Genomic DNA, 18,137 nt, shown 5'->3' with positions numbered 1-18,137 from the left:
GTCCCTCCTTTTTATCAACCTTTTGACAAATATTTTTTCACATACAAACTTTCTTTATGCAAAATAAGGGATTCCTTTTAAGAAATCCCTTACATTTTCTCTTTTATAATATTTTTCACCTTTTCTACAACATCAGAAATTTTTACCTCTTCTGCTTCTTCATTTTCTCTCAATTTTATTTCCACTATTCCATCATCTACTTTTTTCCCAACTGTAATCCTTATAGGTATTCCTAACAAATCGGCGTCATTAAATTTGACACCAGCTCTTAAATCTCTATCATCTATTAAAACCTCTATTCCCTCTTTTTGCAAAGCAGCATATATATCTTCTGCTACTCGATTTTGAGCTTCATTAGAAACATTGACAGGCACTATAATCACATGATAGGGTGCAACACTCATAGGCCATATAATACCTTTCTCATCATGGTGTTGCTCTATAATAGCCGCCACCGTTCTATTAATTCCTATTCCATAGCAGCCCATTATAATTGGCTTTTCATTCCCCTCTTCATCTACATACTTAGCTCCCAATGCATCACTGTACTTTGTCCCTAACTTAAAAATATGTCCTACTTCTATACCTCTGTCAATTTTAAGCGGTGAACCACACCTTGGACACTTATCTCCTTCAATAACATTTTTGATATCCGCCACAACATCAGCTTTAAAGTCTCTACCATAGTTGACATTTTTAATATGATAATCTGTCTCGTTTGCTCCTACTATAAAATTCCTCATTTGCGGAATCTCATTATCTACTATTATCATTACTTCTCCTTTTAATCCTATAGGTCCTGCAAATCCCACTTTTGCTCCTGTAACCTTTTCCACTATTGATGCATCTGCCAATTCTAACTCCTCTTCTCTTATTCCTAAAATATTTAAAAGCTTTGTCTCGTTTAAGTCTCTATCTCCTCGAACTAATGCTGCTACAACGTTGTCCTTTGCCTTGTATATAAGAGTTTTTACAAATTTATTAGGAGTAATTCCCAAAAAATTAACCAACTCTTCAATTGTTCTAACATTTGGTGTATATACTTCTTCTTTTGGCAACATCTCTTCAACTATTTCTTGATTGATAAGGCATTCTGCCTTTTCCTCATTTGCAGCATAACCACAATTGTCACAGTAAGCTATTACTGCTTCCCCTATACTAGAAATTACCATAAACTCTTTTGAGTCTTTTCCTCCCATAGCACCTGAATCAGCTTCTACCACCAAATATTTAAGTCCACATCTATCAAATATTCGGCAGTAAGCCTCATACATTTTATTAAAGGACTTGTCCAAACCTTCCCAATCCACATCAAAGCTGTAAGCGTCCTTCATTATAAATTCTCTACTTCTCATGACGCCAAATCGCGGGCGCCTTTCATCTCTAAACTTAGTTTGAATTTGATATAAAATAAGAGGAAGCTGCCTATAAGACTTCACTTCATTTCTAATAAGGTCTGTAAAAACCTCTTCGTGTGTAGGCCCTAAGCAAAAGTCCCTTTCATTTCTATCTTTTAGCTTAAACATCTCAGGGCCAAATACATCCCATCTTCCACTTTCTTTCAAAAGTTCTGCTGGAATAAGAGCAGACATTAGTACCTCTTGACTGCCAGCTCTGTCCATCTCTTCTCTTACAATTTGCTCCACTTTTCTAAGTACCCTTTGTCCTAATGGCAAGTAAATATATACCCCTGAAGCCAATTTCCTCATCAATGCAGCCTTTAACATTAAAATATGGCTGGGAATTTCAGCTTCAGCAGGAATTTCTCTTAAAGTCGGAACTAATAATTGCGATAACCTCATCTCCATCCTCCTAAGTGCATAATTTTAAGTAAATTTTATTTTACCTACTTTCTTATGTCAACACCTAATTCTTCTAAACTGACAATAACATAGGCTTTTATTCCCTCTTGTCTACCTGTAAAACCTAATCCTTCCTCTGTTTTTGCTTTTACATTTATTCTTTCTTTCTCAATTTTTAATAATTCTGATAATTTTATTCTTATTTGCTCTTTATAAGGAGATAACTTAGGCCTTTGCGCTACAATAATACAATCCACATTATTTACTCTGAATTTATTCTCTATTATTGCCAACACTTTTTTTAATAAAAGGCTACTATCAATATCTTTATAGGCTATCTCCGTATCAGGAAAGTGCTCCCCTATATCCCCTAAACCAGCTGCTCCTAAAATAGCATCAATTAAGGCGTGTATCAAAACATCTGCATCAGAATGGCCTGCCAAACCTTTATCATAGGGAATTTCTACTCCTCCCAGTATTAACTTTCTTCCTTTTTCAAACTTGTGGACGTCATATCCTAACCCTACTTTCACTTCAATCATCCTTTACGCTAAAATTCCCTTCTTTATCAACTTCTAAACTCATGCTTACACCTCTTGCAAAGCGAGATGATTTAATCTTTTTTACAAAATTCCCTTTATTAGTCTCAATATATACCTCCGAAACAAAAGGCTCTCTTACAGAAATGCGATATTCCCCTTCAGGTTTTAAATTTAGATGCCACACAAATTTGCCAAAGATATCATAACTTATAACATTTTTACTTCTATCTAACACTACTATTTTCTTGTCTGTTATCATGCTCAAATATGATACAACTTTTTCTAAAATAGAAACTTGGGGCTTTTCTTTAATACCCAATATTTGTTGCAAATAAGGAATGGAATCATTTAAAATTCCAATATGACCTGTTTTTACAATAAATTTTTCTCCTTCTACTCCTAACGCGCTCTTTTTAAGGACTGTACCGTCCCCTTTATTGTCCCTTATTACACCTACTGGTTTGCCATCTGGCCATACTATGTCACTTACTGGTTTTCCTACTTGAATAAACTTATTAGTATATATTCCATCTCCTGAAAAAACATAGATTTTCTTGACTCTGTCGTATAAAACTCCTACTTGTTTATTTAGACTATTCAAAAACTCATTTATAACTTTCATATACTCTATATTTTTAAACAAAATTTTATTATATCTCGTAGGATACATAAAAAGATAGTTACCATATTCTTTAGAAGGCATTAAGTCTTTTACAGAAGGAATGTATTTTCGAATAACAGTTATTGCATCAGTTTCCCCTTTAATTTTTGAAAAAATCCATAAAAATCCTTTAAAGAGCATGTTTATAAAATCATCATCTTCTGGGGCTACAGTACCCCCCTCCCAACCATAATAAGCATTTGCCGCTCCAAAATGGGGAGTAGCTAAAAATATCAATCTAGCCACATCAAATTGATATTTATCGCTTTGAATATAACTTCTCGCTAAAAGTCCTCCCATGCTATGACATATCAAATCTACTTTAGTGCTGCCAGTCTTAGCTTTTGCCTCTTCAATAGTCAGTTTAAGGGCATCAACAGAATCCGGCACACTTTTCCACCATTCATAATAACATATAAATAGATTTTTCCCTTCTACTAAGCCTAATTTGCCCAAATTTTCTATAAAAGGATTATAAGCATAAGCCGCAGGGCCAAAACTCCATATTTTCCCTAAAGGAGTTGGAGTAAAAATAGAGCCAAATATCCCGTGTACAAAAACTACAGGGTTATCCATAAAATCACCCTCATATAACTTAATAGAGAATTCTCTATTAAATTATATGAGGATTCGCAAAAAACGTTATTTTTTTAAAAAAGCTTCTGCCACAATCAAATCCTCTGGCGTAGTAATCTTTATATTTCTATAGTCTCCTTCAACTACTTTCACTTTATAACCCAATCTCTCCACTAATACTGTGTCATCTGTCCCTAAAAAACCATCCTCCAGTGCCCTTTGATGAGCTTTAATAATCAAATTCCTTTCAAATACCTGAGGGGTTTGAATTGCCCATAAATATTTTCTATCAGGGGTATTTAAAATAAAATTTTTCCCATCAACTACTTTTATAGTGTCTTTGACAGGCACTCCCAATGCTACTGCTTTATGCAAATAAGCTTCTTTTAAAGCTTTTATAACTATTTCTTTCTCAATTAAAGGCCTTGCTCCATCATGAATTGCTATAATTTCGCAATCTCCCTCTGTATTTATAATTCCATTATAAACAGAATACTGCCTTTCACTACCTCCTTCTACTAATTTAATTGGTTTTTTGAAAAAATACTTTTTTACTACATTTTCTTGGCAATATTCCATTTCTTCCTTTGATACAACAACAACAATTTCCTTAATCCAATCAATTTCATCAAAGGCTTTGAGAGAATAATACAAAACTGGTTTACCTGCTATAGGAAGGTATACTTTATTTACTGTGTGACCCATTCTAATGCCCTTACCTGCCGCCACTATTACCGCACTTACATTCATTTTCTCTACCTCACAAGTAAAATAATGCACACTCCAATTATATCATTTCCACATAAAAAAACACAGGTTTCCCTGCGTTTTTCATATAGCCTTTTCTTGTTCTGCCTGTTTGGGCTTTGCAAATATCATCCTTCCTGCGGCAGTTTGCAAAACACTAGTAACAAGCACTTCTATGGTATTACCTATGAATTTTTTGCCACCGTCTACAACAATCATCGTACCATCGTCCAAATAAGCAACTCCTTGGCCGGCCTCTTTGCCATCTTTAATAACTTGCACTACCATTTCTTCTCCAGGAAGAACAATTGGTTTTACTGCATTGGAAAGTTCATTTATATTCAAAACAGGGACCCTGTGAAATTCTGCTACTTTGTTTAAATTATAATCATTAGTTATTATTTTGCCTTTTAGCATTTGGGCAAGTTTCAAAAGTTTTGTATCTACTTCTGCCGCATCAATTTCCTTATCTACAATTTCTACTTTGATATTTAACTCATTTTGTATCTTATTTAAAACATCCAGTCCCCGTCTACCCCTATTTCTCTTTAAAGAATCTGAAGAATCTGCAATATGCCTTAATTCCTCTAATACAAAAGCTGGAATTATTAAAGGTCCTTCAATAAAGCCCGTCTTACATATGTCAAATATCCTGCCATCTATAATTACACTGGTATCCAAAATTTTTGGAATTCCATTATACTCGTTTTTAACAGTCTTTTGCGGTCCCAACTTTTTCATAAAAGAAAATACATTTAAAATATCATCTTTTTTCTTTAAAGAAATTCTAATGCCCAAATACCCCAAAAACAAATTCAAAAGAATTGGCACTACTTTTCCTACAACTAAGATAGGATAAAGAGGCGCGCTTAACAAATTAGCCACAATAAGCCCTACTATTAGCCCGAATGCTCCTATTAAAATTTCATCAATCGGCATATTCTGAAGTTTTGCTTCCAACCACTGTTCAAAGTCTTTCCCCCACTTTATAAATTTAGGAGAAATGACGTAAAATATGATTCCACCTATTAAAGTACCTATAATATAAGCTATCACTGTTGAAAAATAATTTAACTGTATAGGCACAAAATTCTGATCTTTTACAAGATCTAGCAAAAGCTTTGTCAATTCAAAACCCGCTGCCATTCCCAGTAATCCAATTCCACCTCTTATAATTTTATACAACATATTATCACCTCCTATCTCTATTATTGGCTATTTTTCTCATTATTATAAGCAATATAGGGGGAATAATTAAAAATATTTCACAATTTTTACACGTATAAAGTGGTTGTTAATTACAGTATACTACTTATGTAGAGGGATTGTCAATTTAACAAAAGATTAAAATTACATTAATGCTATATAATGTATTTAAATGCCATTCTAAATATTGACATGGTAATGGTTTAAGTCTATAATAAAAGCAAGAGAAGTCTTAAAAACTCATAGAACGGGAGTGGACCAAAAAATGAAAGATATTATTGTAGACGACCTTCAAAATACAGTAGATGAATACCTCTTACGCCACAGAAGTATAATGGACATACTCACAAAAATACAAGAGAGCAGTGCCCGTATAAATAGAGCTGTTGCTAAATCAGTAACCGAGTGCGGTTGCATAAGGATAAATGCCAGCAAACAAGAGACTCCCCCCGATGCAACTCTGGAAGAAGCCCATAAATATTTCAAAACCCATCTTGAAGGCCAACTCTGTGAAAACTGTAAAGAAGTTATAGAAGCAGAAATAGGTAACAATGTATTTTACATAATCGCTTTGTGTAATGTTTTAGGGCTTAATTTTTACGATATACTTCTTAAAAAACACAAAGAATTGAACACTTTAGGCATATTTAACATGTTATAAAATAAGCGTCTCTTCTATGGAGACGCTTTAGTTTGTTGACAAAGTTAAAAAATATTCAAAGGAGATATTTTGCATCGTCACTCCGGTGTTCCAAAGCGACAAAACTAAAGCTCGACCTTCGGGCTCCGGCAGGGTACCGGGCACAATCGGCATCCATGCCTTAAGGTGCCCGCCTCCGCCATCCGTGGCTTCGGCCCTGCCTCCACCCTCGGTCTTGCTAAGTTTTGTTAGCGCTTTGTAACAAGTCGCTCCTTATGCAAAATATCTCCTTTACGAAAGTTTGTCTACAGTCTGAAGCGTCTTCCTTATGAAGACGCTTTTTGTTCTCTTTCTCTCAAAAAATCCATAATATCCTTTATGTCCTTTATTTTAGTAACCTTTATATTCCCAAACTTTTTTATTTCTTTTGTTTTCATCTCAGGAATAAAAACTTGAGAAAATCCCATCTTTTGTGCTTCACCTATTCGTTTATCTATATTGCTGACTCCTCTTACTTCTCCCGTCAATCCCACCTCTCCTATAAAACAAACATCTTCAGGAATAGGTATATTAAAATATCCAGAAAGAGATGAAGCAATTATTCCAAGGTCAGCAGCTGGCTCTTGAATTTTCATTCCTCCAGCCACATTTACATATGCATCAAATTGTGAAAGATTTATGCCCAGTCTTTTTTCTATAACTGCCAAAAGCAATATAAAGCGATTGTAGTCAAATCCAGTGGCCATTCTTCGCGGCACTCCAAAAGTAGTCTTACATATCAAAGACTGAACTTCCATTAAAATTGGCCTCGTCCCTTGAATAGAAGATACAACAGCAGTCCCTGAAACATCTTTCGGCTTATTTGAGAGAATAAATTCAGAAGGATTGCTTATCTCACAAAGCCCATCCTCCTCCATATCAAAAACTCCTATTTCGTGAGTTGCGCCAAAACGGTTTTTTACAGCCCGCAATATCCTAAAAGACTGGGTCCTATCCCCTTCAAAATATAAAACCGTGTCCACCATATGTTCCAAAACTTTGGGTCCCGCTATTGCTCCTTCTTTTGTAACATGCCCTATCAAAAAAATACTTATGTCTTTTTGTTTTGCAATTTCCATCAGCTTTTGAGTCACTTGTCTTATCTGAGACACACTTCCCGGTATTGTCTCACTTTCCTCAGTGTATATCGTCTGTATAGAATCAATAATAACAAAATCCGGCTTATTCTCATCAATTTTTCTCTCTATCTCTTCTATATTTGTTTCGCACAAAAGATATATTCGCTGTTTCTCTTTCAAAATTCTATCTGCCCTCAATTTAATCTGTTGAACTGATTCCTCTCCTGACACATAAAGTACCTTCCTGCTATCAGAAATATTACCTGCTACTTGTAATAGCAAAGTAGACTTCCCAATTCCTGGGTCACCACCTATTAAAACAAGAGAACCTTTTACAATTCCGCCGCCTAAAACCCTGTCAAACTCTTCAATCCCTGTCCTTATTCTTTCCTCTTCTGAAAAAGTTACATCTTCAAGAAGGTATATTTGTGATCTATCTTTAGTTTTCCTAAAATTTTTTGAACTCTCTATAGCTTCTTCCTCAAAAGAATTCCAGCTGTCACAATTAGGACATCTTCCCATCCATTTACTACTTTCAAAGCCACACTCTCTACACACAAACTTTGTAGTTGATTTGGCCATACCTCCACCATCTTTCACAAAATTCTCTTTTAATTATATCACACTTTTAAACCTCTCCTATAAAAAAGACTTAGCCCGAGGCTAAGCCTTTTTTATAGCGTCCTTTTTCACAAACTCTATTTTTCCGTCTTTTGCAGTTACAATAAGTTCATCTCCTGGCTTCACTTCTCCTTGCAACATAAGTTCAGACAGTTGATTCTCTACAATTCTTTGTATAACTCTTCTTAAAGGCCTTGCACCGTAGTTGGGGTCATATCCCTGTTTGATAATTTCCTCTTTGGCTTCAGGAGTAAAGTCCAGTTTAATGTCGTTCTCTTTTAGTCTGTCATTCAATTCTTTAATCATTATATCAGCAATCTTTTCAATATCTTCTTTTGAGAGTTGATGAAATACAATTATCTCATCCACCCTATTTAAGAATTCAGGTCTAAAGGTCTTTCTCAACTCTGCCATCAATGTTTCTTTTATTTTGTCATAAGAGGCTTTGTCTTCTTTTTCTTGAGGCATAAATCCTAAAGTAGATTGCTTTTTCAAAAGTTCTGCTCCCACGTTTGATGTCATGATTATAACGGTATTTTTAAAGTCTACAGTTCTACCTTTTGAATCTGTGAGTCGTCCATCTTCTAATATTTGAAGGAGAATGTTAAACACGTCAGGATGCGCTTTTTCAATTTCATCCAGCAAGATTACTGAATAGGGTTTTCTTCTTACTTTTTCTGTTAATTGTCCTCCTTCTTCAAATCCTACATATCCTGGAGGTGAACCAATAAGTTTAGAAACGGTGTGTCTTTCCATGTATTCTGACATATCAAGCCTAATCATAGCATTTTCGTCACCAAAAAGAGCTTCTGCCAAAGCCTTTGTAAGTTCTGTTTTACCAACACCAGTAGGCCCCAAGAAGATAAATGAACCTATTGGCCTTTTTGGATCTTTTAAGCCTACTCTTGCCCTTCTTATAGCTCTTGCCACTGCTTCTACTGCTTCATCTTGTCCTATAACTCTTTCATGCAATACCTCCTCTAAGTGGAGCAATCTCTCTGATTCCTCTTCAGCTAACTTTTTAACAGGTATTCCTGTCCACAGAGATACGACTTGTGCGATTTCTTCAGGTCCTACACTTTTTTCATTAGAAAGAGAATTTTGTTGCCATTTAGCTTTTAATTTTTCTAATTCTTCTCTCAATTTTTGTTCTTCATCTCTTATTTTTGCAGCTTTTTCGTATTCTTGAGTTCTTATCGCTTCTTCCTTCTCTTTTATAAGGTCATTGATTTTATCTTCCAGTTCTTTTATCTCTGGAGGAGCTGTCACTGTCTTTAGTCTTACGCGAGAAGCTGCTTCATCTATTAAGTCTATAGCTTTATCAGGTAAAAATCTATCTGCAATATATCTGTGAGAAAGTCTAGCTGCTGCTTCTAAAGCTTCGTCAGTAATTTTAACCCTATGATGGGCTTCATACTTATCTCTCAAGCCCTTTAATATCTCAATAGTCTCCTCCACAGTTGGTTCATCTACAATTATTGGTTGGAATCGTCTCTCTAATGCAGGGTCTCTTTCTACATATTTTCTGTACTCATCCAAAGTAGTAGCTCCAACTACTTGAATTTCACCTCTTGCAAGTGCCGGTTTTAGAATATTTGATGCATCTATTGCACCCTCTGCTGCACCTGCTCCTATCAAAGTGTGCATCTCATCTATAAATAGTATCACATTTCCTGCCTTTATAACCTCATTTAATACTGTTTTTAACCTATCTTCAAATTCGCCTCTGTACTTTGTACCTGCTACCATAGAAGCCATGTCTAAAGTTACAACTCTTTTATCTTTCAAAATTTCAGGAATTTCTCCTTCTACAATCTTTTGCGCAAGACCTTCTACAATAGCAGTTTTACCGACACCCGGTTCACCTATTAGGACAGGGTTATTCTTTGTCCTTCTGCTTAAGATTTGTATAACTCTTTCAATCTCTTTTTCTCTTCCTATTACAGGGTCAAGTTTGCCGTCTCTTGCAAGCTCAGTTAAATCTCTTCCAAATTGATTTAAAGTAGGTGTATTGGTATTTTTAACTTTTGCAGCCTTTGCAGGTCCTCCTGCAGGCTCTTCATTAAGCATTTTTACAATCTCCTCTCTCACCCTATTGAAATCTATACCTTGTTCCATTAAAATTCTTACAGCAACTCCTTCGCCTTCTCTTAAAAGTCCTAACAAAATATGCTCTGTCCCTACATAGCTGGTATTAAATCTCCTTGCCTCACTAAGACTCAATTCCAATACCCTTTTAGCTCGTGGTGTATAACCTACCACGTCTCCTGGAATATTTCCCATTCCAATCAAAGACAATACCTTCTCTCTTGTAGTTTCATAAGTTACTCCCAGTTTTTTTAAAACTCTTGCTGCAATTCCTTCATCTTCTTTTAACAATCCTAATAAAATGTGTTCTGTCCCTACATAGTTATGATAAAAAGACCTCGCTTCCTCTTGAGCCAAATAAAGAGCTTTTTGAGCTCTTTCTGTAAATCTTCCAAACATCGCCATAACAAACACCTCCTATAAATTATCTTTTTTGTTTATTTGACTTACTACATATTCTGCCCTTTTAACATCTCTCTCATAGGGGTCTAATTGAATGCCATAAATTTTTTGTAAATTAGCTGGTTGTATATGTGTAGTGAGAACATCAATTTTATTTATATCCACATCTAATATTCCTAAAATTGCTCCTAATCTCACGTCAGACATTAAAGTCATGTATTCCTTTGTAGACATCACTTTTGCATGAGATAAAATTCCAAAAGCCCTTCCTACTCTATCTTCTATTTGAATTCTTTGTTTTTTGTATAAATCCTCTCTAGCTTTTCTTTCGCTAGAGATAATTTGTCTTGCTACTCCTTGAATATTTTCAATTATTTCTCTTTCGCTTTGGCCAAGAGTGACTTGATTAGAAATTTGATAAATATCTCCTAAAGCTTGAGTACCTTCACCGTATATCCCTCTCACTGCCATACCTATTTTAGAAACAGAGTTTAAAATATTGCTTATTTGCCCAGTGATAGTAAGAGCTGGAAGATGAACCATGACTGAGGCTCGTATCCCTGTTCCTACGTTAGTAGGACAAGAAGTCAAATAACCTATCTTTTCATCATAGGCATAGTCGATAGTTTCTTCAATCAAATCGTCAATTTTATCGGCAGTATCCCAGCTTTCATTAAGCCTTAATCCTTCTAATATACATTGTATTCTAAGATGATCCTCTTCATTGACCATTATACTTACTGTATTGTCATCTTTTATAAGAGCATAACCACTCTTTGTATTCTGTGAAAGGTCAGGGCTTATAAGGTGCTTTTCTACAAGTGATTGCCTGTCAATAGGAGTCAATTTCTTCATATCATATTCTACAAATTGAGTAGATAAAATAGTATTACTACCTAATATAGCCTTTCTAACCAAATCTATAACCTTTCGTCCCTGCTCTTCTGTCATAATAGTAGGGAAAGGAATATCTTTTATATTCCGAGCAAGTCTAATTCTACTGGACAATACCACATCTTTATCGTACTGTAGCATTTCGGTCACCTACTTTCCTAATTCTTTCTCCAATTCTCTGATTTTATCCCTTAATTCTGCTGCTTTTTCATAAGCTTCTTCTTTAATAGCTTTTTCCAATTGATATTTCAACTCCTCAATTTCTCTTTTTACTCTCATTTTACCGCCAGCTTTTTTAGGAATTTTCCCTCTGTGTTCTGTACTGCCGTGTATTCTCCTCATAAGAGGATTTAATTCTTCAGCAAAAGCATCATAGCAGAAACTACAACCTAATCTTCCAATTTTTTTGAAATCTTCGTAAGTCATACCACAGTGACTGCATTTCAAAGTTTTTTTTGTAAAGTCATCTACTCCAGGCAAAAAGTCCATTAACCCTGACAATAAATTTTGAACTGAAAAAGGTGTAAAAGTTGAAAAAACTTCTGTATTTAAAATTCCCTCTTCTGCTGCGCACTGGTCACACAAATGCATTTCAGTTTTTACTCCGTTTACTATTTTAGTGTAATGAACTGTAGCAGGCCTTATTTTGCATTTATCACACATCATAAAAATTACCTCCTTTACTTGTTGCGAGCAATTTCCATAAGCATTGCCTTAAGTAGTAATGCTCGCAACATATTCTTATCTTCCTGAGAAAAAGAAAGAATTTTATCATTAACTACAGCTTTCATCAAAGCTGCTTCCCTTGAAGTTATAATATTGTGGTCTAAAAGAGCATCAATGTAGTATCTAGCTTTACTCTCAGAAATATTATCCCCTATGTTTTCTATTATTTTATTTATCCAATTGTTTGATATAGAAGTTTTATAAATTTTTATATAACCTCCGCCGCCTCTTTTACTTTCTATGATGTATCCTCTGTCAATAGTAAAACGCGTCTCTAACACATAGTTTATTTGAGATGGCGCACAATTAAAAACATTTGCTAATTCATTTCTTTGAATTTCTACATAGTGTTTACCAGCCTCTTCCATTAGCTCTTTTATAAAATTTTCAATCAAATCACTAAGCCTTGCCATCACCATCACCACGTCTCTTACTTTTACTTTGACTTTCTTTGACCTTCGAATATATTTTTACATTTTTTTGTCCTCTCGTCAATAGCTTTTTCACGCTAAAGCAAGTGATTTTTTCTAATATTTTCATCAAATAATAAAAATATCTCTCATATTCTAAAATTTTCACCATTTTTCATTCATTTTCATAGATTTCTTCCCCTTCATCTGCCAACTCTTGAGGCTCTTGTTGGTTTATAAGAGATGAAAAATTGCTTTTTCCTTTTAAATTTTTTCTTTCTGTACTTTCGTAAGTATCTTCTTCAAAAAAATTCCCTCTTATAGATTTGTACAATTTTCCTTTGAAGAATTTTTGATTTTTATTCATTTCCTCCACCTCTTATTTACTTTTCTTATTCACTTAAACTCTTCTCAATCTCTTTTAAATCCACATTTATTCTAGCTACATCCGTGTCTATTGCTGCTTTTGCAACTGCTATTGCTACATTTTTAAGAACTCTTTTATCAAAAGGCTTTGGAATTATATACTCCGGAGTAAGTTCATTTTCTGAAATAGTTTGGGCAATAGAATATGCAGCACTAATTTTCATCTCTTCATTAATTGTAGTAGCCCTAACTTCTAATGCCCCTCTAAATATACCTGGAAAAGCCAACACGTTGTTTATTTGGTTTGGAAAATCAGATCTACCAGTACCTACCACATAAGCTCCTGCCTCTTTTGCTTCATCAGGATATATTTCAGGTACTGGATTAGCTAATGCGAAAACTATTGGTTTTTTGGCCATTGTTTTTATCATTTCTTTATTTAATACATTAGGTGCTGATACTCCAATAAACACATCTGCTCCTTTTAAAGCATCTTTTAAAGCCCCTCTTAATCTTCCTTTATTTGATATTTTTGCAATCTCTTTTTTAGAGAAGTCTTTATCTTCTCTTCCTTCATATATGATACCACTTCTATCGCAAACTATTACATCTTTTATACCCGCTTTTATTAAAAATTTAGCAATAGCAATCCCTGCCGCTCCAGCTCCATTTACAACGGCAGTAACTTCTTTTAATTCCTTTTCTACAATTTTTAAAGCATTTATTAAAGCAGCCAAAGTTACAACTGCCGTTCCATGCTGATCATCATGAAAAACGGGTATATCCAAAATTTCGTCCAACTTTTTTTCTATTTCAAAACAGCGAGGTGCAGAAATATCTTCAAGATTTATGCCTCCAAAAGCAGGTGAAATATTCACCACAGTTTTTATAATTTCTTCAACATCTTGAGTAGCAAGACATATAGGTACTGCATCAACGCCTCCAAATTCTTTAAATAAAACTGCTTTTCCTTCCATAACAGGAAGAGCTGCCTCCGGTCCTATATTCCCTAATCCTAAAACAGCAGAACCATCTGTGACAACTGCAATCATGTGGCTTTTAGTAGTATATTCATATACTAAATCGCTATTTTTATGTATCTCTTTGCAAGGTTCCGCAACACCTGGGGTATAGGCTAAAGCTAAATCTTTGTCATTTTTCACTTCTACTTTGCTTACAATTTCAAGTTTGCCTCTATTTTCTTTGTGAAGTTTTAAAGTTTCTTCTCTTATATTCATTTCATAAAGTCCTCCTCTAATACCCGTGTTTTCTTATATTATAACTTAAATATTTTTTAGAAAAAAGTTATTAGCTGCAATCGAGTAGGAGCTGAATAATTATTTTATTCAGCGTCCTCTCACACCACCGTACGTACCGTTCGGTATACGGCGGTTCATTAGGAATTGTGTACAATTAGATATCTTTGGGATAAACTCTTATAACCTATGCTTTCAAAGTATTTATTTGTAAGAGTCTTATTTAGGATTGGGCTATTGGATATTCTCCAGTAGCCTTTCCTTGTATTGGCGTATTCCCAGGCTTTTTGTTCTTCTACTCCTAGTTTTACTAAGTTATCATGCTTCGTTTTTATCTTCTTCCATTGTTTCCATATACATGCCCTTAGTCTTCGCCTTATCCATTCGTCAAGGGTTTTCATTATGCTTTTCGCGTCTGCTAATCCAAAATAGTTGACCCATCCTGTCGTTATTTGATTTAGTCTTTTTATTCTGTTTTCCATGCTTATTCCCTTGTTCCGATTGGTTATTTCTCTTACTTTTTCCTTAAACCTTTTGATGGATTTTTCATGGATTCTTATTCTTACTTCGTTTTCTTTTGTATAGAATGAAAATCCAAGAAATTTTCTTCTCCATGGTCTATCTACAGCACTTTTTGCTTCGTTGACTTTTAGTTTTAATTTGCTTTCTATGAATTTCTTTATGCTCTTCATTACTCTGTTTCCTGCAGACCTGCTTCTTACATATATGTTGCAGTCATCTGCATATCGGCAGAATTTATGCCCTCGTTTCTCAAGTTCTTTGTCTAGTTCGTCCAACATTATGTTTGCTAATAGGGGACTTAATGGCCCTCCTTGGGGTGTCCCTTCTTCTGTTGATACTTTGATTCCGTTTATCATTACTCCTGATTCTAGGTATCTTCTTATTAACTTTAGTACCCTTTTATCTCCTATCCGCTTTTCTAGTTTGGACATTATTATGTCGTGGTTTACTCTGTCAAAGAACTTTTCTAAGTCCATATCTACAACCCATGTATATCCTTCATTTATATATGCTTCTGCGGCTTTTATTGCGTCTTTTGCACTGCGTCCTGGTCTAAATCCATAACTGCTATCAGAAAATGTATGGTTGTAGACTTTATTTAGTATTTGGGCTATTGCTTGTTGTATTAGCCTATCTAGTGCTGTAGGTATTCCTAGTAGTCTTACTCCTCCATCTGGTTTGGAAATTTCTACTCTTCGCACTGGTTGTGGTTTGTATTTCCCCTCCAGCAGTTGTTGTTTTATGGTTGCCCAGTTTTCTTTGAGATACGGTAGAAGTTCATCTACTTCCATCCCATCGACTCCATGGCTTCCTTTATTTGCAACAACGCGCTTGTATGCTGCTCTCATGTTTCCTCGTTCTACTATCATTTCAAGCATCTTGCTGGTATATCTTTGTACATCGTTTCTTCTATCTTTTGACGCCGATGATATACTATGCACTTCCGTTGTCTTTTGAAATTCCATTTCTCTATTCAACGGATAGCCTCTTTGTTGAGTTGTCTGCAGTCTCTGCATATCTTTCGAGTCCATAAGATTTCCAAAACCTCCTAACGTTCGGCCCTTCCTTATCTATTCATGACTAGATAAGTACTATGACCTCTGCTGACTTCTCAAGGTTCAACCATACATCACTGTATGGGTTGTCACTTCAGAGTTCACTTTAGTGACTTATCCTTGAGACCTCCCCGGGTAAGAACGATAACTTTCATCTCATATATCTGCCAGATTTACTGTATGGGATTCGGGTAGTGTTGGACTTCGTTTTGTTACGCAAACTCATCCATCCCAATTCAGCCTCTTATCTGGTTCTTGTTCATCAGACCGAGATTTTGCCTTAAGCTTCCTTCAGATTCCACCTCACGATGGACACCCTTGCTCTTGGCTAGTGGTTCCCACTACCAAGCCCACAGCGGACTTTCACCGCCTAGCTATCGCCCATGCCGGGCGCACATAAAAATAAAGCCTGCAAAAGCAGGCTTATTCTTCTTTTTCTTTTAATTTCTTCCTTTCTTCTATTATCTTTTGTGCCACATTAGGTGGAGCTTCTTCATATCTTGCAAAAGTCATTTTGAAGTCTCCTCTTGCTTGTGTCAAAGACCTTAAATCTGTCGCATATCTATTCATTTCAGCCAAAGGCACTTCTGCTGTGATTACTTCTAAATTGTCTTTTGACTCCATGCCTAAAATTCTTCCTCTTCTCTTATTCAAATCCCCAATGATATCTCCCATGTATTCTTCAGGTACCACCACTTCTACTCTCATAATAGGTTCTAAAAGAACTGGATTTGCTTGTTCCATTCCCTTTTTAAAAGCAAGAGATGCAGCAATTTTGAAAGCCATTTCAGAAGAATCAACAGGATGGTAGGAACCATCTACCAAAGTAGCTTTAATGTTTACAACAGGATAACGAGCAAGCACACCTTCTTTCATACTTTCTCTCAAGCCTTTTTCTACTGCTGGAATATATTGTTTAGGAACAGCTCCACCAAAGATTTTATCTTCAAACTCAAATTCACTGTTGGGATTTGGCTCAAATTCAATCCACACATGACCATATTGTCCATGTCCACCTGTCTGCTTTTTATGCTTTCCTTCTACTTTGACTTTACCCTTTATCGTCTCTCTATAGGGTACAATTGGGTCTGTCAAGGTACATTCTACTCCAAACTTGTTCATCAACTTTTTAGAAATTACTTCTATATGCTGCTCTCCCATTCCGTAAACTATCATCTGACCCGTCTCTAAATTTTTTTCAACTTTAAAAGTCGGATCTTCCTCTTGCAACCTTTGGAGCCCATTGCTAATTTTCTCCTCATCCCCTTTGGATTTAGGTTCAATAGCAAGTGAAAGTGTAGGCTGTGGGAAATCGATAGGTGCTAATGTCACAAGTTTAGAAGTGTCACATAAGGTATCTCCTGTCATTGTATATTGAAGCTTTGCAACTGCTCCTATATCTCCTGCTACTAACTTAGATACAGGCATCTGCTTTTTACCTCTTAAAATGTAAAGCTGGCTTATTTTCTCTTGCATCTGCTTATTTGAGTTAAGCAGCATAGAATCAGAAGTCAAAGCACCTGATACAACCTTAAAAATAGAGAGTCTTCCTACATAAGGATCTGCTATAGTTTTAAATACAAATGCAGCTACTGGACCATTTTCACTAACTTTTTCTCTTTCTATATCCAGAGGTGATGGCAAAAATTCCACAATGGCATCTAATAATTTATCTGCTCCAATATTTTTAAGGCTTGAACCGCATAAAACAGGCATTAACTCTCCAATTCTTATGCTGTTTTTGATTCCTTCTTTCATTTCTTCTTGTGTAAATTCTTCTCCGCCAAAGTACTTTTCCATTAAAGTTTCATCGTTTTCAGCAATGTTCTCAATCAATTCCTCTTTGGCCGATAAAACTTTATCCATCAAATCTGCCGGTACTTCTGTCTCCTTTACCCCTTTTTCATCGTAAACGTATGCTTTTTGAGTAAGAACGTCTACATAGCCTTTAAAACTTTGTTCGCTTCCAATAGGAAATGTCAGAGGAATAACCTTATTACTAAATTTCTCCCTCAATTGATTTAACGTTTTAAAATAATCTGCATTTTCTCTATCCATTTTGTTAATAAAAAATATAATAGGCAACTTATTCTTTTGAGCCAAACTAAACACTTTTTCAGTTCCCACTTCTACACCAGAAGCAGCACACACAGGTATTATAACACTGTCTACAACTCGCAAGCCACTTACAACTTCTCCAAAGAAATCAAAATACCCTGGCATATCTAATATATTAATTTTATACTCTCTCCATTCCACTGGAATTACTGATGTGGAAATAGATATCTGCCTGGCAATTTCCTCCGTGTCATAGTCAGATACAGTAGTGCCATTTTCTACGCGCCCCATTCTATCAATAACTTTTGTGTTGAAAAGGAATGCCTCAGTTAATGTAGTTTTACCGGCTCCACCGTGGGAAACTAATCCTACATTTCTTATTTGATTAGTTTTGTAATCCTTCATACATATCCCCCTATCTTATCGCAAATAATCTTTAATATTATT

General features: G+C 35.3%; 15 protein-coding genes. 1 reads left to right on the top strand and 14 read right to left on the bottom strand.

The annotated features are described in order from the left end of the window. Positions 1 to 89: 89 nt before the first annotated feature. The 5 genes from TETH514_RS04280 to TETH514_RS04260 all read right to left on the bottom strand — a co-directional run bounded on the left by TETH514_RS04280 (position 90) and on the right by TETH514_RS04260 (position 5,516). Positions 90 to 1,802 (bottom strand): proline--tRNA ligase, encoded by a 1,713-nt coding sequence (locus tag TETH514_RS04280; protein ID WP_009052843.1) that lies wholly within the window; start codon positions 1,800 to 1,802, stop codon positions 90 to 92. Between the two features lie 44 nt (positions 1,803 to 1,846). Further along, on the bottom strand, positions 1,847 to 2,344 hold the full coding sequence (ispF, locus tag TETH514_RS04275; protein WP_012268634.1) for a 2-C-methyl-D-erythritol 2,4-cyclodiphosphate synthase: 498 nt from the start codon (positions 2,342 to 2,344) through the stop codon (positions 1,847 to 1,849). Beyond that, positions 2,337 to 3,581: an alpha/beta hydrolase gene (locus TETH514_RS04270; RefSeq protein WP_009052845.1), complete on the bottom strand. Its 1,245-nt coding sequence runs from the start codon at positions 3,579 to 3,581 to the stop codon at positions 2,337 to 2,339. The genes ispF and TETH514_RS04270 overlap by 8 nt, the downstream gene beginning before the upstream one ends. 66 nt (positions 3,582 to 3,647) lie before the next feature. Then, positions 3,648 to 4,331: a 2-C-methyl-D-erythritol 4-phosphate cytidylyltransferase gene (gene ispD, locus TETH514_RS04265; protein WP_009052846.1), complete on the bottom strand. Its 684-nt coding sequence runs from the start codon at positions 4,329 to 4,331 to the stop codon at positions 3,648 to 3,650. 81 nt (positions 4,332 to 4,412) lie between these two features. Beyond that, positions 4,413 to 5,516, bottom strand: a complete 1,104-nt coding sequence (locus TETH514_RS04260; RefSeq protein WP_009052847.1) for a PIN/TRAM domain-containing protein — start codon at positions 5,514 to 5,516, stop codon at positions 4,413 to 4,415. Between the two features lie 283 nt (positions 5,517 to 5,799). Here TETH514_RS04260 and TETH514_RS04255 point away from each other — a divergent pair, with 283 nt between their 5' ends. Then, positions 5,800 to 6,195 (top strand): hypothetical protein, encoded by a 396-nt coding sequence (locus TETH514_RS04255; protein WP_009052848.1) that lies wholly within the window; start codon positions 5,800 to 5,802, stop codon positions 6,193 to 6,195. A gap of 305 nt (positions 6,196 to 6,500) precedes the next feature. Here the strand turns inward: TETH514_RS04255 and radA are convergent, their stop codons facing one another. From radA to fusA, 9 genes are all read right to left on the bottom strand, one after another. After that, positions 6,501 to 7,874 carry a DNA repair protein RadA gene (radA, locus tag TETH514_RS04250; protein ID WP_012268633.1) on the bottom strand — a complete coding sequence of 458 codons (1,374 nt, stop codon included), beginning with the start codon at positions 7,872 to 7,874 and terminating at the stop codon, positions 6,501 to 6,503. Between the two features lie 81 nt (positions 7,875 to 7,955). Next, positions 7,956 to 10,406: an ATP-dependent Clp protease ATP-binding subunit gene (locus TETH514_RS04245; protein WP_012268632.1), complete on the bottom strand. Its 2,451-nt coding sequence runs from the start codon at positions 10,404 to 10,406 to the stop codon at positions 7,956 to 7,958. 12 nt (positions 10,407 to 10,418) lie between these two features. After that, positions 10,419 to 11,438 carry a protein arginine kinase gene (locus TETH514_RS04240; protein ID WP_003868422.1) on the bottom strand — a complete coding sequence of 340 codons (1,020 nt, stop codon included), beginning with the start codon at positions 11,436 to 11,438 and terminating at the stop codon, positions 10,419 to 10,421. A gap of 9 nt (positions 11,439 to 11,447) precedes the next feature. Then, positions 11,448 to 11,963, bottom strand: a complete 516-nt coding sequence (locus TETH514_RS04235; RefSeq protein ID WP_003868421.1) for a UvrB/UvrC motif-containing protein — start codon at positions 11,961 to 11,963, stop codon at positions 11,448 to 11,450. A gap of 14 nt (positions 11,964 to 11,977) precedes the next feature. Continuing rightward, positions 11,978 to 12,442, bottom strand: a complete 465-nt coding sequence (locus tag TETH514_RS04230) for a CtsR family transcriptional regulator (RefSeq protein ID WP_009052850.1) — start codon at positions 12,440 to 12,442, stop codon at positions 11,978 to 11,980. Positions 12,443 to 12,608: 166 nt separating this feature from the next. Next, the gene (locus tag TETH514_RS04220) at positions 12,609 to 12,800 is read right to left on the bottom strand and encodes a hypothetical protein (protein WP_009052851.1); all 192 of its coding nucleotides are present in this window, start codon (positions 12,798 to 12,800) and stop codon (positions 12,609 to 12,611) included. A gap of 25 nt (positions 12,801 to 12,825) precedes the next feature. Beyond that, on the bottom strand, positions 12,826 to 14,037 hold the full coding sequence (locus TETH514_RS04215; RefSeq protein ID WP_009052852.1) for an NADP-dependent malic enzyme: 1,212 nt from the start codon (positions 14,035 to 14,037) through the stop codon (positions 12,826 to 12,828). Positions 14,038 to 14,195: 158 nt separating this feature from the next. Continuing rightward, positions 14,196 to 15,608 (bottom strand): group II intron reverse transcriptase/maturase, encoded by a 1,413-nt coding sequence (gene ltrA, locus TETH514_RS04210; protein WP_009052667.1) that lies wholly within the window; start codon positions 15,606 to 15,608, stop codon positions 14,196 to 14,198. Between the two features lie 447 nt (positions 15,609 to 16,055). Then, on the bottom strand, positions 16,056 to 18,095 hold the full coding sequence (fusA, locus tag TETH514_RS04205) for an elongation factor G (RefSeq protein ID WP_009052969.1): 2,040 nt from the start codon (positions 18,093 to 18,095) through the stop codon (positions 16,056 to 16,058). Between the last annotated feature and the right edge of the window lie 42 nt (positions 18,096 to 18,137).

This window comes from Thermoanaerobacter sp. X514 (genome assembly GCF_000019065.1).
Lineage (GTDB): Bacteria > Bacillota > Thermoanaerobacteria > Thermoanaerobacterales > Thermoanaerobacteraceae > Thermoanaerobacter > Thermoanaerobacter pseudethanolicus.
Note: the sequence above shows the minus strand (reverse complement) of the source record. Positions and strands in the feature narration are given on the sequence as shown.